The organism is Streptomyces sp. NPDC101118 (genome assembly GCF_044759445.1).
Classification (GTDB): Bacteria; Actinomycetota; Actinomycetes; order Streptomycetales; family Streptomycetaceae; genus Streptomyces.
Genome location: NZ_JBIVZG010000002.1, coordinates 97,257 through 119,323 on the forward strand (window position 1 = coordinate 97,257; position 22,067 = coordinate 119,323).

The 22,067-nt window shown below is 75.5% G+C and carries 15 protein-coding genes and 1 pseudogene; 11 read left to right on the forward strand and 5 right to left on the reverse strand.

Annotation, left to right across the window (positions count from 1 at the left end; genetic code table 11):
* Positions 1 to 83: 83 nt before the first annotated feature.
* Positions 84 to 731, reverse strand: a complete 648-nt coding sequence (locus ACIQUQ_RS03415) for a CBS domain-containing protein (protein WP_403970832.1) — start codon at positions 729 to 731, stop codon at positions 84 to 86.
* 38 nt (positions 732 to 769) lie between these two features.
* Positions 770 to 1,234 (reverse strand): Crp/Fnr family transcriptional regulator, encoded by a 465-nt coding sequence (locus ACIQUQ_RS03420; RefSeq protein WP_403669489.1) that lies wholly within the window; start codon positions 1,232 to 1,234, stop codon positions 770 to 772.
* Between the two features lie 280 nt (positions 1,235 to 1,514).
* Between ACIQUQ_RS03420 and ACIQUQ_RS03425 the strand changes: the two genes are divergently transcribed.
* From ACIQUQ_RS03425 to ACIQUQ_RS03460, 8 genes are all read left to right on the forward strand, one after another.
* On the forward strand, positions 1,515 to 3,269 hold the full coding sequence (locus ACIQUQ_RS03425; RefSeq protein ID WP_403970834.1) for a SulP family inorganic anion transporter: 1,755 nt from the start codon (positions 1,515 to 1,517) through the stop codon (positions 3,267 to 3,269).
* 65 nt (positions 3,270 to 3,334) lie between these two features.
* A complete protein-coding gene (locus ACIQUQ_RS03430; protein WP_403970836.1) occupies positions 3,335 to 3,697 on the forward strand; it encodes a hypothetical protein in 363 nt (120 codons plus the stop codon).
* On the forward strand, positions 3,694 to 6,036 hold the full coding sequence (locus ACIQUQ_RS03435; protein ID WP_403970838.1) for a caspase family protein: 2,343 nt from the start codon (positions 3,694 to 3,696) through the stop codon (positions 6,034 to 6,036). The genes ACIQUQ_RS03430 and ACIQUQ_RS03435 overlap by 4 nt, the downstream gene beginning before the upstream one ends.
* Before the next feature lie 84 nt (positions 6,037 to 6,120).
* Positions 6,121 to 6,594 carry a hypothetical protein gene (locus ACIQUQ_RS03440; protein WP_403970840.1) on the forward strand — a complete coding sequence of 158 codons (474 nt, stop codon included), beginning with the start codon at positions 6,121 to 6,123 and terminating at the stop codon, positions 6,592 to 6,594.
* A 43-nt stretch (positions 6,595 to 6,637) separates the two neighbouring features.
* On the forward strand, positions 6,638 to 7,621 hold the full coding sequence (locus ACIQUQ_RS03445; protein ID WP_403970842.1) for an oxygenase MpaB family protein: 984 nt from the start codon (positions 6,638 to 6,640) through the stop codon (positions 7,619 to 7,621).
* Positions 7,594 to 10,152, forward strand: coding sequence for a tetratricopeptide repeat protein (locus ACIQUQ_RS03450; protein WP_403970844.1), 2,559 nt, complete (start codon positions 7,594 to 7,596; stop codon positions 10,150 to 10,152). Before ACIQUQ_RS03445 ends, ACIQUQ_RS03450 begins: the two co-directional genes overlap by 28 nt.
* Positions 10,153 to 10,263: 111 nt before the next feature.
* The gene (locus ACIQUQ_RS03455; RefSeq protein WP_403970846.1) at positions 10,264 to 11,847 is read left to right on the forward strand and encodes a phytoene desaturase family protein; all 1,584 of its coding nucleotides are present in this window, start codon (positions 10,264 to 10,266) and stop codon (positions 11,845 to 11,847) included.
* 177 nt (positions 11,848 to 12,024) lie between these two features.
* A complete protein-coding gene (locus ACIQUQ_RS03460) occupies positions 12,025 to 12,705 on the forward strand; it encodes a DUF5701 family protein (protein ID WP_403970848.1) in 681 nt (226 codons plus the stop codon).
* A gap of 57 nt (positions 12,706 to 12,762) precedes the next feature.
* Here the strand turns inward: ACIQUQ_RS03460 and ACIQUQ_RS03465 are convergent, their stop codons facing one another.
* The gene (locus ACIQUQ_RS03465) at positions 12,763 to 13,464 is read right to left on the reverse strand and encodes a YoaK family protein (RefSeq protein ID WP_403970850.1); all 702 of its coding nucleotides are present in this window, start codon (positions 13,462 to 13,464) and stop codon (positions 12,763 to 12,765) included.
* Positions 13,465 to 13,560: 96 nt separating this feature from the next.
* A complete protein-coding gene (locus tag ACIQUQ_RS03470; RefSeq protein ID WP_403970852.1) occupies positions 13,561 to 15,474 on the reverse strand; it encodes a serine hydrolase in 1,914 nt (637 codons plus the stop codon).
* 146 nt (positions 15,475 to 15,620) lie between these two features.
* Between ACIQUQ_RS03470 and ACIQUQ_RS03475 the strand changes: the two genes are divergently transcribed.
* The 3 genes from ACIQUQ_RS03475 to ACIQUQ_RS03485 are packed head-to-tail and all read left to right on the forward strand — an operon-like array spanning position 15,621 to position 19,472.
* Positions 15,621 to 16,727 carry an NAD(P)H-dependent flavin oxidoreductase gene (locus tag ACIQUQ_RS03475; protein ID WP_403970854.1) on the forward strand — a complete coding sequence of 369 codons (1,107 nt, stop codon included), beginning with the start codon at positions 15,621 to 15,623 and terminating at the stop codon, positions 16,725 to 16,727.
* Positions 16,728 to 16,740: 13 nt separating this feature from the next.
* Entirely contained in the window at positions 16,741 to 18,309 is a 1,569-nt protein-coding gene (locus ACIQUQ_RS03480) for an acyl-CoA synthetase (RefSeq protein ID WP_403970856.1), read from the forward strand.
* 59 nt (positions 18,310 to 18,368) lie between these two features.
* Positions 18,369 to 19,472 carry a calcium:proton antiporter gene (locus tag ACIQUQ_RS03485; protein WP_403970858.1) on the forward strand — a complete coding sequence of 368 codons (1,104 nt, stop codon included), beginning with the start codon at positions 18,369 to 18,371 and terminating at the stop codon, positions 19,470 to 19,472.
* 124 nt (positions 19,473 to 19,596) lie between these two features.
* Here ACIQUQ_RS03485 and ACIQUQ_RS03490 read toward each other — a convergent pair.
* Positions 19,597 to 22,028: pseudogene (locus ACIQUQ_RS03490) on the reverse strand (penicillin acylase family protein).
* Between the last annotated feature and the right edge of the window lie 39 nt (positions 22,029 to 22,067).

The window sequence follows — 22,067 nt, forward strand, 5'->3', positions numbered from 1 at the left end:
GGTCCGGGTGTCCCGGCCCGGCACGCGCGGCAACCCGCGCCGCCCCCCTCCGCCCGCACCCGGAACCGCCGGCCCGGCCGCGCTCACACGGGTGTACCCGGTGGCACGGGCCCCGCCGACACCCCCACGTCCACGACGCCCTCGACCGCGCGGACGGCCCGGGCCAGCAGGCCGAGCAGCGCGGAGTCCCCGCGCCCGCCCTGCAGGGTCACGACGCCCTCCCGTACGGCGACCTCGACCCCGGCGCCGGGGGCGAGCTCGGCGACCACGGCTGTACGGACCTCCTCCGCCAGCTCCGCATCGCTCCGCAGGAACACCTTCAGGAGGTCGCTGCGGCTCACCACGCCCTCCAGGAAGCCGAGTTCGTTCACCACCGGCAGGCGCTTGACGTGCTTCCTCGCCATGATCCGCGCCGCCTCCGCGACGGGGGCGCCGGGGTGCACCGTGACCGCCGGGCTGGACATCAGGTCCCCGGCCAGCACCGCGCCGGCCTTCGCGGCCTCCGCGAGCTCGTCGGGGAGCACGGGCTCCGTGCCCCGGAACTCCTCCTTCGGCAGCAGGTCCGCCTCGGACACCACCCCGACCACCCGGCCCTCGCCCGCCAGCACGGGCAGCGCGCTGACCTTCCACTCGTGCATCAGGGCCACGATCTCCTTGTAGGACGCCTCCTGCCCGATCGCGATGGCGGTGTGCGTCATGACGTCGCTGACGGTGTGGCGCGTCGTGGTCATGGCCGGCTCCTCCTCCGTGGTGCGGGCGCCGTCGCCGGTCACAGCAGACTGCCGCTGCCGTACGGCGCGTACAGGTCGAGCAGCCGCACCCGGGCCGCCTGCAGCCGGTGCGCGAGGACCTGGCCCACCCAGTGCCCGAGCGCCGAGCCGAAGGCGGTGTCCGCGTCCATCAGCCGCCGTACGGCCGCCGCGTCGAACTCGTACGCGCGGACGGGGGTCGCGGCCTCGGCGCCCAGCCGCCAGGTGTACGGCCGGAACAGCCACGAACAGCCGACCAGCTCGCCGGGGCCGAGGGACTCGATGACGGCCGCGCGCCGGCCCGGCACGTGCACGTCGAGGGTCACCGCACCGGTCCTGACGATCCAGAACCGGTCGGCCCGCCCGCCCTCGCGGAACAGCCGGGCGCCCTCGTCGAAGTTCACCTCGCGGGCCGCTCCCATCAGACGGGCACGGAAGTCCGCGGGCAGCGCGGCGTTGATGCGGATGGGGGACGGAGTGCTCATGGCGGGCCTCCCGGGTTCGGGTCCGGTCTCCAGTCTTGGCCACGCCACGACCCGGTGCATGGGCCCTCCGGACCCGTCCGGGGACCCGATCGGCCCATGTCCCGGTACGACCGGGCACCGGGCACGCCGTGGGGGCACCCGGCCCCGCGCCGCCGCGGGCACCATGGTGCGGCACCCGTCCGCGAACCAGCCGGAAGAACAGCCGGAAGACGACCGCAGACCGACCGGAAGACCGGCCGCGAACCCCGCCCGGAACCCGCCCGCGAACCCCGGAGGCGCCATGCCCGTACCCGGACGGACCACCACCGCCGTCCCACCCGCCTTCCGCGGCTACCGGAAGGCCTGGCTGCGCGGCGACCTGCTCGCCGGAACCACCGTCGCCGCCTACCTCGTCCCCCAGGTCATGGCCTACGCGGCGGTGGCCGGCCTGCCGCCCGTCGCCGGCCTGTGGGCCGCACTCCCCGCACTCGTCCTCTACGCCCTGAGCGGCACCTCCCGGCTGCTGTCCGTCGGCCCCGAATCCACCACCGCCCTCATGACCGCCGTCGCCGTGGGCCCCCTGGCCGCCGGCGACCCCGGGCGGTACGCGGCCCTCGCCGCCGCCCTGGCCGTCGTCGTCGGCCTGCTCTGCCTGGCCGCCTGGGCCGTCCGCCTCGGCTTTCTCGCCGACCTGCTCTCCCGGCCGGTCCTCGTGGGCTACCTGACCGGGCTCGCCTTCATCATGATCGTCGACCAGTTGCCCCGCCTCACCGGGACGGAGGGCGGCGGATCCGGCTTCTTCCCCCAGCTCCTCCGGTTCCTCGGCCGGCTCGACGAGGTGCACCCGGCCACCCTCGCCCTGTCCGCCGCGTGCCTGCTCCTGCTGTTCACGCTGCCCCTGGTCCGGCGCGGGCTCCCCGGCCCGCTCCTCGTCCTCCTCCTCGCCACCGCCGCGGTGGCCGCCTTCGGCCTCGACGAGGGCCCGGGCGGCGTCGCCGTCGTCGGCGCCGTCCCGGCCGGCCTGCCCGGCCTCGCCCTGCCGGCTCCGGAAGACATCGCCGACCTGGCCCTGCCGGCCGTCGGGGTCCTCCTCGTCGGCTACACCGACGTCGTCCTGACCGGCCGCGCCTTCGCCCGCCGTGATGACCCGTACCCCCTCGACGCCAACCGGGAGCTGCTCGCCCTCGGCGCCGCCAACCTGGGCGCCGGAGCGCTGCACGGCTTCCCCGTCAGCAGCAGCGCCAGCCGCACCGCCCTCGCCGACTCGGCCGGCGCCCGCACCCAGGCGTACTCCCTCGCCGGCGCCGCCTGCGTGGCCGCCGTCCTGCTCTTCCTCGGCCCCCTCCTGGCCCACACCCCGGCCGCCGCCCTCGGCGCCATCGTCGTCTACGCAGCCGTACGCCTCGTCGAAATCGGCGAGTTCCGCCGCCTCGCCGCCTTCCGCCGGCGCGAACTCCTGCTCGCCGTCGGCTGCGCCCTCGGCGTCCTCGGCCTCGGCATCCTGTACGGCGTCCTGGTCGCCGTCGCCCTGTCCGTCATCGACCTGCTCGCCAGGGTCGCCCGCCCGCACGACGCCGTCCTCGGCATCGTCCCGGGGCTGGCCGGCATGCACGACGTCGACGACCACCCGACCGCCCGCACCATCCCCGGCCTGCTCGTCTACCGCTACGACTCCCCGCTGTTCTTCGCCAACGCCGAGGACTTCCGCCGGCGCGCCCTGGCCGCCGTGGACGCGCAGGACGAGCGGGGCGAGCCGGTGCGCTGGTTCGTGCTGAACACCGAGGCCAACATCGAGGCCGACATCACCGCCCTCGACGCCGTCGAAGCCCTCCGTGCCGAACTCGCCGCACGCGACGTCGTGTTCGCCCTCGCCCGCGTCAAACACGAACTGCGCCTGCTGCTCGACGCGTACGGCCTCACCGAGGCCGTCGGCCCCGACCGCATCCACCCGACCCTCCCCACGGCCGTCGCGGCGTACGAGGCCTGGCGGGCAGCGGCGGGACCGCCGTACGGCACCACCCCCTCCGCGGACACGGACGACGGCCCGGGATCGTGAACCGGCTGCGGGGGAGGGGAGGTTGTGCCATGGTGACGAGGACCGCGAAACGGGGGACCGGCACCATGCGCATCAGCATCGACAACCACGGGGACGACCAGCCCGAGGGCGCTTCCGAAGAGGAACTGCGGTCGCTCCACCAGTGGTTGCTCGACAACCCGGAGATCCGGCGCGAGGCCGGCATCGAACTGGGCGGGGACCCCGGCCCGGCCGGATCCATGGGCGGCCCGCTCGAGTACGTCCAGCTCGTCATGGACTCGGGCTTCGGCCTCGCCAACCTCGCCCTGGCCGTGGTCACCTGGCGCTCCACCCGCCCCCGCACGCCCGCCGTCACGTTCGAGCGCGACGGCGTCACCATCACGCTGACGGGGGAGGACCCGGAGGCGGCGGCCCGCCTGCTCGAAGCGCTCACGCGCACCGACGCATGAGCGGACCGCCCCTGCCGGAGCGGTCCCGCGCGGTGCTCATCGGCGTCAGCGCGTACGGGCACCTGGACGCCCTGCCGGGTGTCCGGGCCAATCTCCAGGACCTCGCGGCCGAGCTCAAGAACCCCGCCGTCTGGGGACTGTCCGCCGAACATTGCAATGTCACGTGTGACCCCGCAACGTCAACGCAGGCGCTCGCACCCCTGCGCGCCGCCGTCGGCGAGGCCCGCGACACGCTGCTCGTCTACTACTCCGGCCACGGCCTCATCGACCCCGACGGCGGCGGACTCTGGCTGGCCCTGCCCGGCTCCCGCACCGGCGAGGCCGACACCGTCCTCCCGTACGACTGGGTCCGCCGCGCACTGCTCCGCAGCCGCGCCGAACGCACCATCGTCGTCCTCGACTGCTGCTACGGCGGCCGCGCCCTCGGCATGATGAGCGCCACCGAGTCCACCACCGCCCTCGCCAACGGCGCCGTGGTCGAGGGCACCTACCTGATCGCCTCCGCCGGCGAGTCCGTCCAGGCCCTCGCCCCACCCGGTGAACGCAACACCGCCTTCACCGGCGAACTCCTCACCCTCCTCAGCGAGGGCGTCCCCGACGGCCCGCCCTTCATTCGCCTCGACGAACTCGCGGGCCACGTCACGACGGCCCTCCGCGCCCGCTCCCGCCCCGAACCCCAGACCCGCGCCCGCAACACGGCCGGCAGACTCCCGCTCTTCCGCAACCGCGCGTACGCGCCGCCCCTGCACGGCATCACCCTGCCGGGCACCCGCTACGAGGTCACCGGCCCCGCCAGAACGACCGACGAGGAGGCCGCGAACCACCCCGGCCGGGACACCCTCGTCGACCGCCCGGTCACCATCCGCGTCATGCGCCCGGAACACGCCGCCGACCCCGCCCGGCGGGAGGCGTTCGTCGCCCGCCTCCGCGCGCGGGCCCGCCTCACCCACCCCGCCCTGGCCCTCGTCCTCGACTGGGGCGACGCACTCCAGGACGGCGTGAGCTGCCCGTACGTGGTCACGGAGGGACTCGGGGGCGGCACCCCCGCCGCGTGGTTGCAGCAGCCCCCGGACCTGCCCCGCGCGGTCCGCACCGTCCTGGACGTCCTGGACGCCCTCGACCACGCCCACCGGGAGGGAGTCTCCGGCTGGTACCTCGCGGCCGACCGCCTGCACCTCACCACCACGGGCCACGTCAAGATCGTCGACCACCACGGCGGCTCCGGGCCGTCCGGGAAACCGGAGGTCGCCGACGTCACCGCGGTGGGCGGGCTGCTGAACGCACTGGTGGGCGGTACACGACCGCCCGCGCCACCTGGGCAGCACCGGCCCGCGCCGTCCTATCCGCCGAACGTGACCGGCGACCTGGTGACCCTCATCGGACGGGCCCAGCTGTACGGCTACCGGACGGCCGCCGCCATGAGGAAGGACCTGGTGTGGCTGGCGGCGCGAGAGGCCGCCCAGCCCGTGGGTGTCCCGCCCCGGGAGGAAGCACGTGTACCCACGGCTCCCGCCCCGAGGCCCCCGGAACGCCCCGCCACCCGGCTCGTCCTGCGCTTCGCCGCCGGCAGCCACCCCGGCAGCAGCGGCAACCGGAACGAGGACTCCGCCTACGCCGGGCCACGCCTCCTGGCGGTGGCCGGCGGCAGGCGCGGGAGCGCGGCAGCCGCAGAGGCCGGCCAGGTCGCCAGTGCCGAGGTCATCGCGCAACTTGCCCGCTCGCTCGAGGCCCCGCCCGCCCGGCGGACGGCGATGACCGCGCTCGTCATTGCCGCGAAGCGGGCGGACAACCGGTTGGCAAGAAGGATCGCTGCGGAGGCCGGTCTGGATGGCATGGCCACCACCCTGACCGCCCTCCACTGGTCGGGACAGGAGATGGCGGTGTTGCACTCCGGGGGCAGTACCGCCTTCCGAATGCGGGACAGCCGCCTCAGCCAGCTCACCCCCGACCGCACCCAGCCGCAATGGCTGGTCGGTGGCCAGCGCGATCAGGCGGTGATCCCGGAGCACCAGCGCCGTACAGTGCCGTTGCGCGGGACCGAACACGTTGCGCCCTACACGATGTCCCTCGACGTACGGACCGGTGACCGGTACCTGCTCTGTACGTCCGGTCTGACAGACCTCGTCTCCCACCGCAGCATCGAGCAGGTGCTCGCGGAGTTCGAGGGGCCGGCGGCCACCGTGCGCATGCTGATGGAGCGGGCCCTGGCCGGAGCCCGGCCGAGCAACATCACCTGCGTCCTCGCCGACGTCCTCGACGTGTACGACCCCGACGACCCCGACGGCACCAAGACCCCACCCGTCATCGTCGGTGCCGTCGCCGACACCCGGCGTCTCTGACCGCCTCCCGGACGAACCGGACCGGAACCGATCCGCCCGCCCCCACGTCCCACCCGCACCACGGAAGCGGACGGAAGGCCCCCCATGACCCGCACGACCCCCCCGACCCCCACACCCCGCACGACCTCCCGCAGCACCCCCCTGCGCCGCCTCGCCCCCCTCGTGCTCGCCGCCTCCCTCGCGCTGACCGGCTGCTCCGTCGCCGGCGCCGCACCCAACGGGCCCGACGCCCAGGACCCGCTCCCCGCCCCCGGCAAGGTCGACCAGGACAAGCCCGCCACCGGGCCCGCGCAGGCCAAGCCCGGCACCTGGTACCGCTACGACCTGTACACCCACTGCGGCATCAGCACCCTCAAGTTCTCCGGCAGGTACTGGCGCCTCGTCCAGATCCGCACCGACCTGACCTCCGAGGTGAAGGGCCCCCGCGTGGACTGGACCGCCGACTACACCCCCGGGTACGTGCAGCTGGAGTCCGACGAGGTCGTCGTCTTCGAGACGGCCGGACAGCCCCCGCTCGCCTTCGAGCCCAGCACCGGTCCCGGCCTGGCCTGCAAGTAGGCGCGGCAGGTAGCGCCCGCCCCCGGCGGGGTAGGTACCGCGGATGAGCGCTCCCGAGCGAGACCCAGAACCCGGCCCCGGGCCCCGCCCCGAGCCCGCGCCCGACCCCGGGCTCTACGGCCCCGGCTCCGTCACCTGGCAGTGCCACGGCGACCCGGTCATGTGGCTCGCCGGGGTGCGCGCCCTCTACCTCCAGGCCCTCCACCCCCGCGCCGTACGCGGGGTCGTCGCCAACTCCGACTTCCGCACCGACACCTGGGGACGCCTCTACCGCACCGCCGACTTCGTCGGCACCCTCACCTACGGCACCACCCCGGCCGCCGAGGACGCCGGCGCCCGCGTCCGCCGCATCCACGCCCGGCTCACCGCCACCGACCCCGCCACCGGCGAAACGTTCCGCATCGACGACCCCGACCTCCTCCTCTGGGTGCACTGCGCCCAGATCGACTCCTTCCTCCACGTCCTGCGCCGCTCCGGCGTCCGCCTCAGCCCCGCCCAGGCCGACCGCTACGTCGACGAGAACCGCGTCAACGCCCGCCTCGTCGGCCTCGACCCCGCCGACGTCCCGGCCGACACCGCCCAGCTCGCCGCGTACTTCGAGAAGGTGCTCCCCGAACTCGCCGCCGGACCGGACGCCCGCGACGTCGACGCCTTCCTCCGCCGCCCGCCCGTCCACCCCCTCCTCGCCCCCGCCCGCGCCCTGGTCTGGCGGCCGCTCGCCGCCCTCGCGTACGCCAGCCTGCCCCCGCACGCCCACCGCCTGTACGGGCGGCCCGCGCCCGCCGCCCGAACCGTCACCCGGCGCCTGCGCCTCACCGCGCTCCTGCTGCGCGCCGTCCCCGCACGTCTGCGCTGGCAGCTCCCCCCAGGTCACATCTTGAAGGCAATGGCGCGCCTGGGGCCCGCCACGCGTCCCTCGCCGTACACACTGCGAAGAGCGGCGGCCATACTGGACGGGCCGGGGAGGGCACAGCACGACAACGGGGGCGGCTACACGAGATGGCGGAGTCTGCGGAGAAGAGACTGATCCAGGGCCGTTACCGGCCGCTCGACCTGATCGGGCGCGGGGGCATGGGGGAGGTCTGGCGGGCGCGCGACGAGTCGCTGGGCCGCCAGGTCGCCGTCAAGTGCCTCAAGCCGCTCGGCCCCGACCATGACGCGCACTTCACCCAGGTCCTGCGCGAGCGCTTCCGCCGCGAGGCCCGGGTCGCCGCGTCCCTCCAGCACCGCGGCGTGACCGTTGTCCACGACTTCGGCGACGACAGCGCCGCCGGGGGCCTGCTCTACCTCGTCATGGAACTCCTCGACGGCCGCAACCTCAGCCAGCTGATGGAGAGCGGCGAAGGCCGGCCGCTGCCCGTGGAGGAGGTCGTGGACATCGCCGAGCAGGTCGCCGCGGCGCTCGCCTACACGCACGAGCAGGGCATCGTCCACCGCGACCTCAAGCCGGCCAACATCATGCGGCTCAGCGACGGCACCGTGAAGATCTGCGACTTCGGCATCGCACGGCTCGCCCACGACATCGGCTTCACCGCCAAGCTCACCGGCGGCGGCATGGCCATGGGCACCCCGCACTACATGTCCCCCGAGCAGATCGCCGGCAACGAGGTCGACCACCGCAGCGACCTCTACTCCCTCGGCTGCGTGCTCTACGAGATCGCCACCGGCGCCCCGCCGTTCGACCTCGGCGACTCCTGGTCGATCCTGGTCGGACACCGCGACACCCCGCCCGTGCCGCCGCGCGCCCACCGGGCGGAGCTCCCGGCCTTCTTCGAGGAGGTCGTCCTCGACCTCCTCGCCAAGTGCCCCGAGGACCGGCCGGCCGACGCCCGCCGCCTGTACCACCGCATCGCCGAGGCCCGTCGCGCGGCCGCCGGACTCCCGGCCGCCACCCTGCCGCCCCCGGCCCACGCCGCGGGCGTTCCCGTCCCCGGCGCCACGGCCGCGGTGGCCACCGCACCGGCATCCGGCCACGTACCGGTACGGGCCGACGTACCGGTACGGGCCGACGTCCCCGTGGGGACCGGCGCCATCGCTCCCGGGCAGGAGCCGCCGCTCCCCGGCTGGACCCAGGGCATGCACACCGGCCCCAAGGCCGTGCTGCTCGCGCACGCGCCCGCGCGCGACTCGGGCGGCTGGAGCGCCGACGCCCTCACCGGCGCCTGGACCGTGGCCCCCGCCTGGACCGGCGCGTGGACCGCACCCGCCGACCCGGCCGGCACCGGCACAGGCACGGGCACCCCGACCGGCACCCCCACCGGCAGCAACGCCGGGACGAACCCCGGCACCCACGCCGAGACGCACCCCGGCACCCGGCCCGGCGACCCGCGCGTCCCCGGCCCCCGCACCGCGCCCGCGCCCGTGCCCGGACCGGCGGCGGCCGCGCCCGACCCCGGCCTGCTCGCCACCCTCGACACCCGCCACGGCACGGCCATCAGCCTGGGCCGCCTCGGCCGCTGGGCCGAGGCGGGGGAGGTGCACCGGTCCGTCGCGGCCGACCGCGCCGCCGCCCTCGGCCCCGAGCACCCCGACACCCTCGCCAGCCGCTACGAGGTGGCCTTCACCCTGGGCCGCACCGGCCGGGCCGGTGACGCCCTCATCGAGTACGGCAAGGTCGCCGAGGGCCGCCGCCGGGTCCTCGGCCCCGAGCACCCCGACACCCTGGCCGCCCGCCAGGAGATGGCGTTCGTCCTCGGCCAGCTCGGCCGACACCAGGAGGCCCACGAGCTGTACACCGGCGTCCTGGACACCCGCGACCGCGTGATGGGTCCCGACCACCCGGACACCCTGCGCTGTCGCCACAACCTGGCCTTCACCCTGTCCCGGCTGGGGCGCCTGGAGGACGCGTACCGGCTGGTCCACGACGTGGCCGCGGCCCGCGGCCGAGTGCTCGGCCCCGACCACCCCGACACGCTCGTCACCCGCTACGAGGCCGGCTACGCCCTCGGCCAGCTCGGCCGCTGGGGCGAGGCCCTCGCCGTGTACCGCGACGTCGCCGCCGCCCGCGAGCGCACCCTCGGCCGCGACCACCCCGACACCCTCGCCACCCGCTACGAGATCGGCATCAGCCTCGGCCGGCTCGGCCGCAGCGCCGAGGCCCTCGACCTCTACCGGGACCTGGTCGCCGACCGCACCCGCGCGTACGGCGCCCAGGACCCCGAAACCCTCCGCGCCCGGCACGGCCTGGGAGTCAACCTCGGCCGGCTGGCCCGCTGGGACGAGGCCCTGGCCGAGGCCCGCGAGGTCGCCGCGCTGCGGACCGCGGTCCTCGGCCCCGGCCACCCCGACAGCCTGGTCAGCCGCCGGGAGGTCGCCGTCGCCCTGGGCTGGCTCGGCCGCTGGGCCGAGGCCCTCTCCGCGTACGAGGAGGTCGCCCGCACCCGCGAGCACACCCTGGGCGCCGACCACCCCGACACCCTCGCCGCCCTCAGCGACCAGGCCCACTGCCTGGAGCGCCTCTCCCGCGCCCCGGAAGCCGCCGACCTCTACCGCCGCGTCGCCGCCCTCCGGGGCCAGGGCCTCGCCTACGGCAGCCCCCTCCCCCCGGTGGGCGCCTGACCCGTCCCCGGCGGCAGCGTGCCCGGTGCCGCCGGATGCGGGCGCGCGCCAGCCCCGTAACGGCGCGCACGCCCTCTGGCCCGTGGTGATCGGCCCGTGTTACGAAGGGCCATGACCGCACGCGCTGAGTTCCACAGGCCCGCCAAGGACGTGTACGACGCCGTGATCGTCGGGGGTGGGCACAACGGCCTGGTGGCCGCCGCCTACCTGGCCCGCGCCGGACGTTCCGTCCTCGTACTCGAACGTCTCGGCCACACCGGCGGGGCCGCCGTCTCCACCCGCCCCTTCGCCGGTGTCGACGCCCGCCTCTCCCGCTACTCCTACCTGGTCTCCCTGCTGCCCCGGAAGATCGTCACCGACCTCGGCCTCTCCTTCGCGGTCCGCAAGCGCACCGTGTCCTCCTACACGCCGGCCACCCGCGACGGCACGCCCACCGGCCTGCTGGTCGGCGGCGGCGAGGAGCGCACCCGCCGCTCCTTCGCCGCCCTCACCGGGTCCGACCGCGAGTACGAGCGGTGGCGCGCCTTCTACGACACCACCCGGCGCGTCGCCGAGCGGGTCTTCCCGACCCTCACCGAGCCGCTGCCGGGCCGCGCCGAGCTGCGCGCCCGGGTGGCCGACGACGACGCCTGGCGGATGCTGTTCGAGGAGCCCCTCGGCCGGGCCGTCGAGGAGCACTTCAGCGACGACCTGGTCCGCGGGGTCGTCCTCACCGACGGCCTGATCGGCACGTTCGCCGACGCCCACGACCCGTCCCTGCTCCAGAACCGCTGCTTCCTCTACCACGTCATCGGCGGCGGCACGGGCGACTGGGACGTCCCCGTCGGCGGCATGGGCGCCCTCACCGCCGCCCTCGCCGGGGCCGCCCGGGCCGCCGGCGCCGAGATCGTCACCGGGCACGAGGCCCTCCGCATCGACACCGACGGCGCCGCCGACGCCGGCGTCGTCTACCGCACCGAGCACGGCGAGGGGCACGTCGCCGCCCGCCAGGTCCTGGTCAACGCCTCGCCCCAGACCCTGGCCCGGCTGCTCGGCGAGGACCAGCCGGCACCCGCCGAGGGCGCCCAGCTCAAGGTGAACATGCTGCTGCGCCGGCTGCCCCGGCTCCGCGACCGGCAGGCGGACCCCCGCGAGGCCTTCGCCGGCACCTTCCACATCGCCGAGGGCTACCGCGAACTCGCCGCCGCCCACGCCCAGGCGGCCGCGGGCGAGCTGCCCGCCGCCCCGCCCTCCGAGATCTACTGCCACTCGCTGACCGACCCGACCATCCTCGGCCCGGAGCTGGTCGCGCAGGGGTACCAGACCCTCACCCTGTTCGGACTCCACACCCCGGCCCGGCTGTTCGAGAAGGACAACGACGGCGCCCGCGACCGGCTCCTTGCCGCCACCCTCGCGCAGCTCGACGCCCACCTCGACGAGCCCCTCGCCGACTGCCTGGCCGTGGACGCCGAGGGCCGGCCCTGCATCGAGGCCAAGACCCCGCTGGACCTGGAGCACGAACTGCGCCTCCCCGGCGGCCACATCTTCCACCGCGACCTGGCCTTCCCGTACGCGGAGGCGGCCGAGGGCACCGGCCCCTGGGGCGTCGGCACCGCCCACCGCAACGTCTTCCTCTGCGGCGCGGGCGCCCCGCGCGGCGGCGGTGTCAGCGGCGTCCCCGGCCACAACGCCGCGATGGCGGCCCTCGGCCGCTGACCGCACCGCGAAGGGGAACGCGCGGCGCCGGGCCGCCGGCGCGGCACCGGGAACCGCCGCCCGCCGCCGGGAACGGCAGCCAGCCGCCGGGAAAGCGCCGTCCGCCGCCGGGAATGATCACGCGGCGCCGGTCGTTGTGCCGGTCCCGCAGTTCCGCGCCGCGAACCGAGGAGTGCCGTGCCCGACACCGTGTCCACCGACGTCACCGCCGACCTGCCGTCCACCGCCGCCCTGCCCTCGCCGGCCGCCCAGGCGGAGCGCCTGATCGAGCTGGGGGTGACCGAGTCGGCCGGCCTGACCGCCGAGGAGGTACGGGCCTTCGCCGCGGCGGCGGAGGGCGCCGGGGACGGCGTACTGCTGGCCGTCCACCCCGACCGCGTCCCCGCCTCGGCCCTCGCCCCGCTGCTGCGCCGCGCGGGCCGGCCGGGGTTCGTGGTCGTCGACATGACCGACATCGACGACTTCGCCCCGCACGGCGTCGAGCTGCCCGACGCCCCGCTCTACCTGGTCACCGGCGTCGACCGCGGCGACCGGATGGCCAACTGGAGCCCAGAGGAGGCGCTGCCGGCCCTCGCCGGGGAGGACCGCACGCCGATGGTGCTCACCGAGGGCATCCACTGGGTGCTCCAGCAGCCCGCGGTGCTGGACCGCAACCTCTGCTTCATGACCATCGGCTCCCGGCTGCGCAAGCCGAACGGGAAGCTGGACGCCCGTACTCCGGCGATCTGGATCAGCAACGGGACGGGCCGCGACGGCCGCGAGCGCCGCGACGCGCCCAAGGTCGGCTGGTGCTGGTGGGGCAACCGCCACACCTGGCTGGGCTTCGCCTCGGCCACCGGGCGCCGCAGGGAGGGCTGAGCGCCAGGGGCGTCCGGCCCTGACGGCGTACGGACGCCACCCGGTGTCCGTACGCCGTCAGCGCGTGTACACCCGGGGCACGCGCAGGCCCGCCAGCCCGGCCAGGAGGGCCAGGGCCGCCGCGGCCAGCAGCGGGACGTGGAGGGGGAAGCCGGCGCGGACGAAGGCCGCGCCGGCCAGCCCGCCCGCGAACATCGAGGCGACCGAGAGGGCGCGCCGGGCGGTGGCCCGCGCAGTGCCGAAGCTCGGGTCGCGCCCGATGAGGGAACCGCTGAGGAAGCCGGTCATCGCCCGGGTCACGAGCGTGGTCGGCATGCCGGGCACCGCGACGCGCATGGCGGTGACGTTGCGCAGTCCCATGGCGGCGGACAGGACCGCGATGGCGGCCAGGTGACGGCCCGAGGGGGCCGACCGTACGGGTTCCAGGTCCCAGGCGACGGCCGCCGCAGCCGTGACCAGGACGGCCTCGGTCAGCATCGCGATGATCAGCCACCGCAGCCGGTGGGCCTCCAGCCGCCATTCCACGCGCGCCGCGAGGACCGCGCCGAGGACGAAGGCGCCGAGCGAGGTGGCGGGCGCGACGACCGACAGGCCGCCCTCGCCGATGGTGCCGAAGGCGAGGAACAGCACGTTGCCCGTCTGCATGCCGGTGAACACCGGCCCGAAGCCGAGCAGGCTCGCCGCCTCCACGATGCCCGTCGCGACCGTGAGCAGCGCCAGCAGCGGGGCCAGCCCGGCCGTCGGCCTCGTCGTGTCCACCTTCCCCCTCCCGCGCCCCGGTTTCGGTGCCGAACAGTCTCGGGCCGGCTGCCGGGCCGGGCGGGGCCGCGGGGGCGGCGGCACGCCGCCGGCCGCTCAGTCGGACGAACGCGTCCAGCCGGCGGCCCGGATCCGCGCCGCGTCGGCCGACCGGTCCTCGTCGAAGAGGGTACGGTCGCCCGCGCGGACGCGGAGGGCGTCCACGTACACCCCGCGGCCCACGTACCGTCCCTCGGCGGAGTGCCTGAGGCGCAGCAGCAGTTCGTGCCCCGCCCAGGCGTCCAGCGGAGCGGTCAGCCGGTGCCAGACGCGGCCGGACCAGCCGTCGACCCGGCCCTCGGGCCAGGCCTGGCGGCCGCCGCCGGCGGCGGGGGAGGTGCCGAACGGCACGGGCGCCCAGGTCCGGCCGCCGTCGGCCGAGGCCTCCAGGAGGCACCCGCCGTCCCGCGGGACGGTGTCCCACCACAGGTCACATTGCAATTGCACGCCCGCCGCGCTCCCGGGGCCCGCCGCGCCGCCCGCGTCCGCTCCCGCCGCACCGGCGCCGGCCCCCGCCGGCAGCGCGAGCGGTGGCAGCTCCAGCGTGCCGGTGCCGGCCGTCGCCATGCCGGAGAACCACGCCGGCCCGCCGTGCCGGGTGCGCACCGGCACCGCCCGCGCCACCTGGTTCGCCACCGCCACCCGCGGCGCACTGCCGGCCCGCCACGTCCGTACCGGGTGCACGGAGTTGCCCAGCAGGATCAGGAAGCTGTCCGTGGACGGGTCCAGCACCATCGAGGTGCCGGTGAACCCGGTGTGCCCGGCCGCGTGCGGCGTGGCCATCGCCCCCATGTACCAGTGCTGGTAGAGCTCGAAGCCCAGCCCGTGGTCGTCCCCGGGGAAGGCGGTGTTGAAGTCGGTGAACAGCAGTTCCACGGAGGCGGCCGACAGGATCCGCGTGCCGTCGTACGTCCCGCCGTCGAGCAGCGCCCGGGCCAGCACCGCCAGGTCCCACGCGGTGCCGAAGACCCCCGCGTGCCCGGCCACGCCCCCCAGGACGTGCGCGTTCTCGTCGTGCACCTCGCCCCACACCAGGCCCCGGTCGAGACCCGACCACGGCGGCCGCGCCACCTCCGTGGCCGCGGTCAGCGGCCGCCACGACTGCGGCGGACGGAACCTGGTGCGCCGCATCCCGAGCGGAGCCGTGATCTCCCTGCGGAGCTGGACGTCCAGCGGGCGCCCGGTGACCCGCTCCAGCAGCAGCTGGAGGGCGATCAGGTTCAGGTCCGAGTAGCGGTAGACGCTGCCCGGCGGGTCCTGAGGCCGCACCGCCCACAGCAGCCCCAGCCGCCCCTCGGGCGTCGTCTCCCGGTAGAACGGCACCCACGACCGCAGCCCCGACGTGTGGGTCAGCAGCTGCCGGACGGTGATCCGCTCCTTGCCGCTCCCGGCCGCCTCCGGTCCGCAGAACTCCGGCAGGTGCTCCACGACCGGCGCCTCCAGGTCCAGCGCCCCGCGCTCGATCTGCTGCACCGCCAGCACCGACGTGAACAGCTTCGTCAGCGAGGCCAGGTCGAAGACCGTGTCCCGGGTCATCGCGATCCGCTCCTGGTACGGCAGTTCGCGCGCGGTGTCGGCCCGCCCGTCGTAGTCCCCGTACCGCAGGGCGTCCCCGACCGCCTCGTGCAGCGCCACCGTCCGGCCCCGCCCCGCGAGGACCACGGCACCCGCGTACCAGGGCCGCTCCGGCGAGGGCCCGAGGAACCTCCGCGCCTCCTCCAACGCCCGCTCCAGGTAGGGCTCCAGCAGCCCGGCCTCGCGCGCCGACCCGTAGCGCAGGCTGCGCCAGCTCGCCCCGCCGCGCCACCGCGCCGACGCCGTTCCGGGCAGCGACTGGAAGGCCAGCAGCCCGCCCAGTGCCAGCAGCCGCCCGCCCAGCGCCCGCCGGCTCACGCCGCGGCCGGCGCCGGCGCGACCGTCCCCGTCACCTCCGGAACCGGGCCCTCCGGACGCCCCCGTGTCCACACCCATGACCGGTCCTCCTCGTCCGCCGCACAGCCTCCCCCAGTATCTGCCCGCCCACCGCGCCGGGCCCGCCCCGACCGGGCCGCAAAGAATCTGACACAGCATCAGAAAATCTCTTCCCTCGGCCGCCACCCTGCGGCATCCTGCCGCCCATGAAGACGGAGCTGAGCAACACACTGGGAGTCGAGCACGCCATCTTCGGCTTCACGCCCTTCCCGGCGGTCGCCGCCGCCATCACCCGGGCGGGCGGCTTCGGGGTCCTCGGAGCGGTCCGCTACACCGCCCCCGACGACCTCGCCCGCGACCTCGACTGGATGCAGGACCACACCGACGGCAAGCCCTACGGCCTCGACGTCGTCATGCCCGCCAAGAAGGCCGTCGACGGCATCAGCGAAGCCGACATCGAGGCGATGATCCCCGAAGGCCACCGCACCTTCGTCCGCGACACCCTCGCCAAACACGGCGTCCCCGAACTCGCCGAGGGCGAGGCCTCCGGCTGGCGCATCACCGGCTGGATGGAACAGGTCGCCCGCAACCAGCTCGACGTCGCCTTCGACTACCCCATCAAGCTCCTCGCCAACGCCCTCGGCTCCCCGCCCGCCGACGTCATCCGGCGCGCCCACGACCACGGCGTCCTCGTCGCCGCCCTCGCCGGCAGCGCCAAGCACGCCCGCCGCCACGCCGAGGCCGGCATCGACATCGTCGTCGCCCAGGGCTACGAAGCCGGCGGCCACACCGGCGAGATCGCCTCCATGGTCCTCGTACCCGAGATCGCCGAAGCCGTCGCCCCGCTCCCCGTGCTCGCCGCCGGCGGCATCGGCAGCGGCGAACAGATCGCCGCCGGACTCGCCCTCGGCGCCCAGGGCGCCTGGCTCGGCTCCCTCTGGCTCACCACCACCGAGGCCGACCTCCACTCCCGGGCCCTCACCGAGAAGCTGCTCGCCGCCGGCTCCGGCGACACCGTCCGCTCCCGCGCCCTCACCGGCAAACCCGCCCGCCAGCTGCGCACCGAGTGGACCGACGCCTGGGACGACCCGGACGGGCCCGGCGCCCTGCCCATGCCCCTCCAGGGCCTGCTCGTCGCCGAAGCCGTCTCCCGCATCCAGAAGTACGAGGTCGAGCCCCTGCTCGGCACCCCCGTCGGTCAGATCGTCGGCCGCATGAACACCGAACGCAGCGTCCAGGCCGTCTTCGACGACCTCACCCGCGGCTTCGAGAAGGCCATCGACCGCATCAACCGCATCGCCGGACGAGCCTGAGGAGCGCGCCACCATGACCGCCCCCGCCACCCAGCAGCAGCCGCCCAACGGCTTTTGGGCCCAGGCCGCCGCCGACCCCGGCCGCACCGTCCTCGTCACCCCCGAAGGCGAGGAGTGGACCGCCGGACGCCTCCACGCCGCCGTCAACCGCCTCACCCACGGCCTGCGCGCCGCCGGCATGGAACGCGGCGACTCCTTCGCCGTCGTCCTCCCCAACGGAGTCGAGTTCTTCACCGCCTACCTCGCCGCCTCCCAGGCCGGGTTCTACCTGGTCCCCGTCAACCACCACCTCGTCGGACCGGAGATCGCCTGGATCGTCGCCGACTCCGGCGCCAAGGTGCTCATCGCCCACGAGCGGTTCGGCCCGGCCGCCACCGCCGCGGCCGACGAGGCCGGGCTGCCCGGCAGCCACCGGTACGCGGTCGGAGACGTCCCCGGCTTCCGCCCGTACGCCGAACTCCTCGACGGCGGGCCCGAGTCCGCGCCGGACGACCGCACCCTCGGCTGGGTGATGAACTACACCTCCGGCACCACCGGCCGCCCCCGCGGCATCCGGCGCCCCCTCCAGGGCAAGCTCCCCGAGGAGACCTACCTCGGCGGCTTCCTCGGCATCTTCGGCATCCGGCCTTTCGACGACAACGTCCACCTGGTCTGCTCGCCGCTCTACCACACGGCGGTCCTCCAGTTCGCCGGCGCCTCGCTGCACATCGGGCACCCGCTCGTCCTCATGGACAAGTGGAGCCCCGAGGAGATGCTGCGCCTGATGGACCGCCACCGGTGCACGCACACCCACATGGTGCCCACCCAGTTCCACCGGCTGCTCGCGCTCCCGCAGGCGACCAGGGACGCGTACGACGTCTCCGCCATGCGGCACGCCATCCACGGCGCCGCGCCCTGCCCGGACCACGTCAAGCGGGCGATGATCGACTGGTGGGGGAGCTGCGTCGAGGAGTACTACGCGGCCAGCGAGGGCGGCGGCGCCTTCGCCACCGCGGAGGACTGGCTCAAGAAGCCCGGCACGGTCGGCAAGGCCTGGCCCATCAGCGAGCTGGCCGTGTACGACGACGACGGCAACCGGCTGCCCCCGGGCGAACTCGGCACCGTCTACATGAAGATGAGCACCGGCGGCTTCAGTTACCACAAGGACGAGGGCAAGACGCGGAAGAACCGGATCGGCGACTTCTTCACCGTCGGCGACCTCGGCCTGCTCGACGAGGACGGCTACCTCTTCCTGCGCGACCGCAAGATCGACATGATCATCTCGGGCGGGGTCAACATCTACCCGGCCGAGATCGAGTCCGAGCTGCTCACCCATCCGGCCGTCGCCGACGCCGCCGCCTTCGGGATCCCCCACGCGGACTGGGGCGAGGAGGTCAAGGCGGTCGTCGAACCCGCCGAGGGCTTCCAGCCGGGCGAGGCGCTGGCCGCGGAGATCCTCGCGCACTGCGAACGCCGGCTGGCCGGCTACAAGCGTCCCAAGTCCGTGGACTTCATCGAGGCCATGCCCCGGGACCCCAACGGCAAGCTCTACAAGCGCCGCCTGCGCGACCCGTACTGGGAGGGCCACGACCGCGCGATGTGACATTCCATCAAGGGCGCGTGATGTGACAATCCGCCATCAACCGTGACAGCGTGGCCCGTATGAGTACGGCAACACGCAGGTCACCCGTCACCGACTGGACCGTGGTGGTCCCGCTCCTCGCCCTCGTGGCGCTGATCCTCAGCTGGGGGCGGGACCTGCCCGGGGTGGCCGTGACGGCGGTCGCCCTCTGCCTGGCGGGCGCGGTCCTCGCCGCGGTCCACCACGCCGAGGTCGTGGCACACCGGGTCGGCGAGCCCTTCGGCTCGCTCGTCCTGGCCGTCGCGGTCACGGTCATCGAAGTCGCCCTCATCGTCACCCTGATGGCCGACGGCGGCGACAAGACCGCCACGCTCGCCCGCGACACCGTCTTCGCCGCCGTCATGATCACCTGCAACGGCATCGTCGGCCTGTCCCTGCTCGTCGGCGCCCTCCGCAACCGCGTCGCCGTCTTCAACGCCGAGGGCTCCGGCGCCGCGCTCGCCACCGTCGCCACCCTGGCCACCCTCAGCCTGGTGCTGCCGACCTTCACCACCAGCAAGCCGGGACCCGAGTTCTCCACGGCCCAGCTCACCTTCGCCGGCGTGGCCTCGATCTGCCTGTACGGGCTCTTCGTCGCCGTCCAGACCGTCCGCCACCGGGACTACTTCCTGCCGGTGGCCACCGAGTCCGACCACGGCGACGGACAGGACCACGCCGAACCGCCCACCGCCCGCGCCGCCCTGGTCAGCCTCGGCCTGCTCGTCGTCGCGCTCGTCGCGGTGGTCGGCGACGCCAAGGCCGTCTCGCCGACCATCGAGTCGGCCGTCGCCGCCGCCGGCCTGCCGCAGGCCGTGGTCGGCGTGATCATCGCCCTGCTGGTGCTGCTGCCGGAAACCCTCGCCGCCGTACGCGCCGCGCGCCGCGACCGGGTGCAGACCAGCATCAACCTCGGCTACGGCTCGGCCATCGCCTCCATCGGCCTCACCATCCCGGCGATCGGCCTGGCCTCGATCTGGCTCTCGGGACCGCTCGTCCTGGGCCTCGGCCCGACCCACATGGTGCTGCTCGCCCTCACCGTGGTCGTCGGGGCGCTCACCGTCGTCCCGGGCCGCGCCACCCTCCTCCAGGGCGGGGTCCACCTGGTCATCCTGGCGGCCTACCTGTTCCTCGCCGTCAGCCCCTGACCCGGCGGCCCCGCCCCGCACGCGACGGTGCCGCGGCCCCCGCCGAGGGGTGCCACGGCACCGTCACACGTCACAGGGCAATGTCACCGGGCAGCCTCCGGGCCCCGCCGCGGACCGGGCCCGCTCACCGCCGCTCCCGCGCCCACACCACCCGCAGCGCCGGCGACCGCAGGACGTCCCGCTCGCAGAACCGCGCCGTCACCCACCGCTCCCCGGAGAACAGCCGCGTCTGGTCGCCGTAGTGAGGGGACGTCGGGTTCGAGGACTGCGCGTACGTCAGCAGCGTGCGGGCCACCGGGCACCGCCCGCCGTCCCAGCCCACCGCCTGGATGTGACTGGACCCGTGCACCACCTCGGCATACCCGCCGGCAGCGGCCTGCCAGGGCGCCTCGATCTTGTTCCACACGCCCAGCGCCTCCGTGCCGCCGGGCACGGGGATCCGCCGCCCGTTCCGCACCACGAACTGGTGGTCGCCCAGCGGGGCGTCCAGCGCGATCCCCGCCGCCCGCAGCTCCGCGACCGCGTCCGCCAGCGCCCGCCCGAACCCCGGCACCGCCGTGTTCGGCTCCCGCGGCGTACGGACCGGGTCCGCCGCGGAGAACGGCACCCGCCACAGGTCCTTCGCCGGCACCGCCGCCGTGAGCCGCCGCCAGAACCGGTCGAACAGCAGCGCCCCCTGGCTCCCGGTGTCCGCCGTCCGGTCCCACGCCCCCAGCACCCCGCACGCCGCCGACACGTCCACGACCGCCCCGTCGCTGCCCACGGCCGTACCGCCCGGCAGTTCCGCGCACGCCTTCGCCGCCTCGCCGGCGGCCAGGTCCCCGGCCGGCACCCGGTTCGCGAACTGCTGCCGCGTCAGGTCGGCCACCGTCAGCGAGCCGCGCGCCGCCATCGCCGCCACGTCCTCGACCGCCCCGCGGGTGCGCAGCGAGCGGGGCGTGCCGACCGTGCCCCAGATCCGCTCGTACCCCGTCAGCGGCCGGTCCGCGTTGGTCAGCCACGCGCTGTCGTTGGAGTTCTCCGCGTACGGCGCGTCCACCAGCGCCGGCGCCCGGCCCGGCCCGAACACCCCCGGCTGGACCGCGTCGGCGTCCGACCCGAGCGCGCACGCCGACCGTGCGCCGTCCAGCACCGCCAGCCCGGACGCCGGGTACGTCGCCCGCCCGAGCGGCGTCAGACAGGCCGCCGCCAGCTCGTCGGTGACCCGGGGCAGCACCTGCGCCTGCCCGAAGTAGGTGCCGCCGGCGGAGTCGGCGGCCACCGTGTTCACCCAGGGCAGCCCCTGGGTCCGCCGCAGGGCCTCCCGGACGCCGTCCACGGAGCGGGCGCGCGCCAGGCCCAGGGCGGTGTCGGAGCCGCGCAGGTTGACCGCGTTCGGGTCGTTCAGCGCGTACGCCGTGCCGCGCGTCCAGGGCAGCGGCAGCGAGGCCCCGAGACCGGTCACGACCGGCCCGTACCGCGTCCACCACTGGCTGCGCGTGACCGGCTCGCCGCCCCTGACCGGCACGGTCACGGTCCGCCGGGTCATCCGCTCGGGCACGCCGTCGACCAGGTACGCGGTCGGGTCGGCCGGGTCGAGCGTCAGCTGGTGCAGGTTCATCGGCACCCCGGTGGCCACGGTGTGGCTCCACGCCACCTTCTCCGTGAAGCCGATCGAGACCGTCGTCGTGCCGAGCAGGGAGGCGCCCGAGACGTTCAGCTCGCCCGGGATCGTCTGCTGGGACTGCCAGAAGCGGCGGCCGCCGTGCCAGGGGTAGTGCGGGTTGCCGAGCAGCAGGCCCCGGCCGTTCGCCGTGGTGGGGTGCCGAAGGCCACCGCGTTGGACCCCATGTCGGCCCGCGCGGTGTCGAACAGGTCCCGGGCCGCCTCGGCCGCCCCGGTGGGGTCGGGGGCGGCGGCCGGCCCGGGCGCGCCGGCGGTACGGGCCGCCTCGCCCGGCGGCTGCGCCGCCGTGATCCCGTCGATCCCGCGGCCCTGTCCGGCCAGCACGGAGACCGCGTACCCGCGGGCGGCCACGTCGGACGCCGTCACCGGCGTCACCCAGGCGGCACCGGCGCAGGCCGGGTCGGTGATCTCGTGGCGGGCCAGCCAGGCATTATAGCCGGCGGCCCAGCCCCGCATCAGCTCCTTGAGCTGCCGGCTCGGCCCGGCGGGGGCCGGCGTGGCCAGCAGCCGCTCGACCGTCCCGGCCTCGCGGACGCCCCGGAAGTACAGGTCGCTGGAGAGGTTGCCGGCGGCGGAGGACAGCGAGCCGTCGGGCGCGGCGTCCGGCCCGAACCAGCGCGAGCGGTCCCCGCGGACCGTCAGGAAGCCGTCGGCCAGGACGCACACCTGGTCGGCGGCCTGGGCCCAGCCGGTGCCGAAGCCGAGGTCGGCGTAGCTCCCGGCCAGGATGTGGGGGATGCCGTACTCGGTGTACCGGATGACCGCGGACAGCCCGCCGGCCGAGGGGTGTCCGGCCGGGCCGGACTGGGCGGCGGCCGCGGGCGGCACCAAGGCGCCGGCCGCGAGGAGCGCGGCGCCGGACAGGGCGAGGCGGCGCAGGCGGGCGCCCAGGAGCAGGCGGGCGCCGACGCGCGGGCGGGTGTCGGGGTG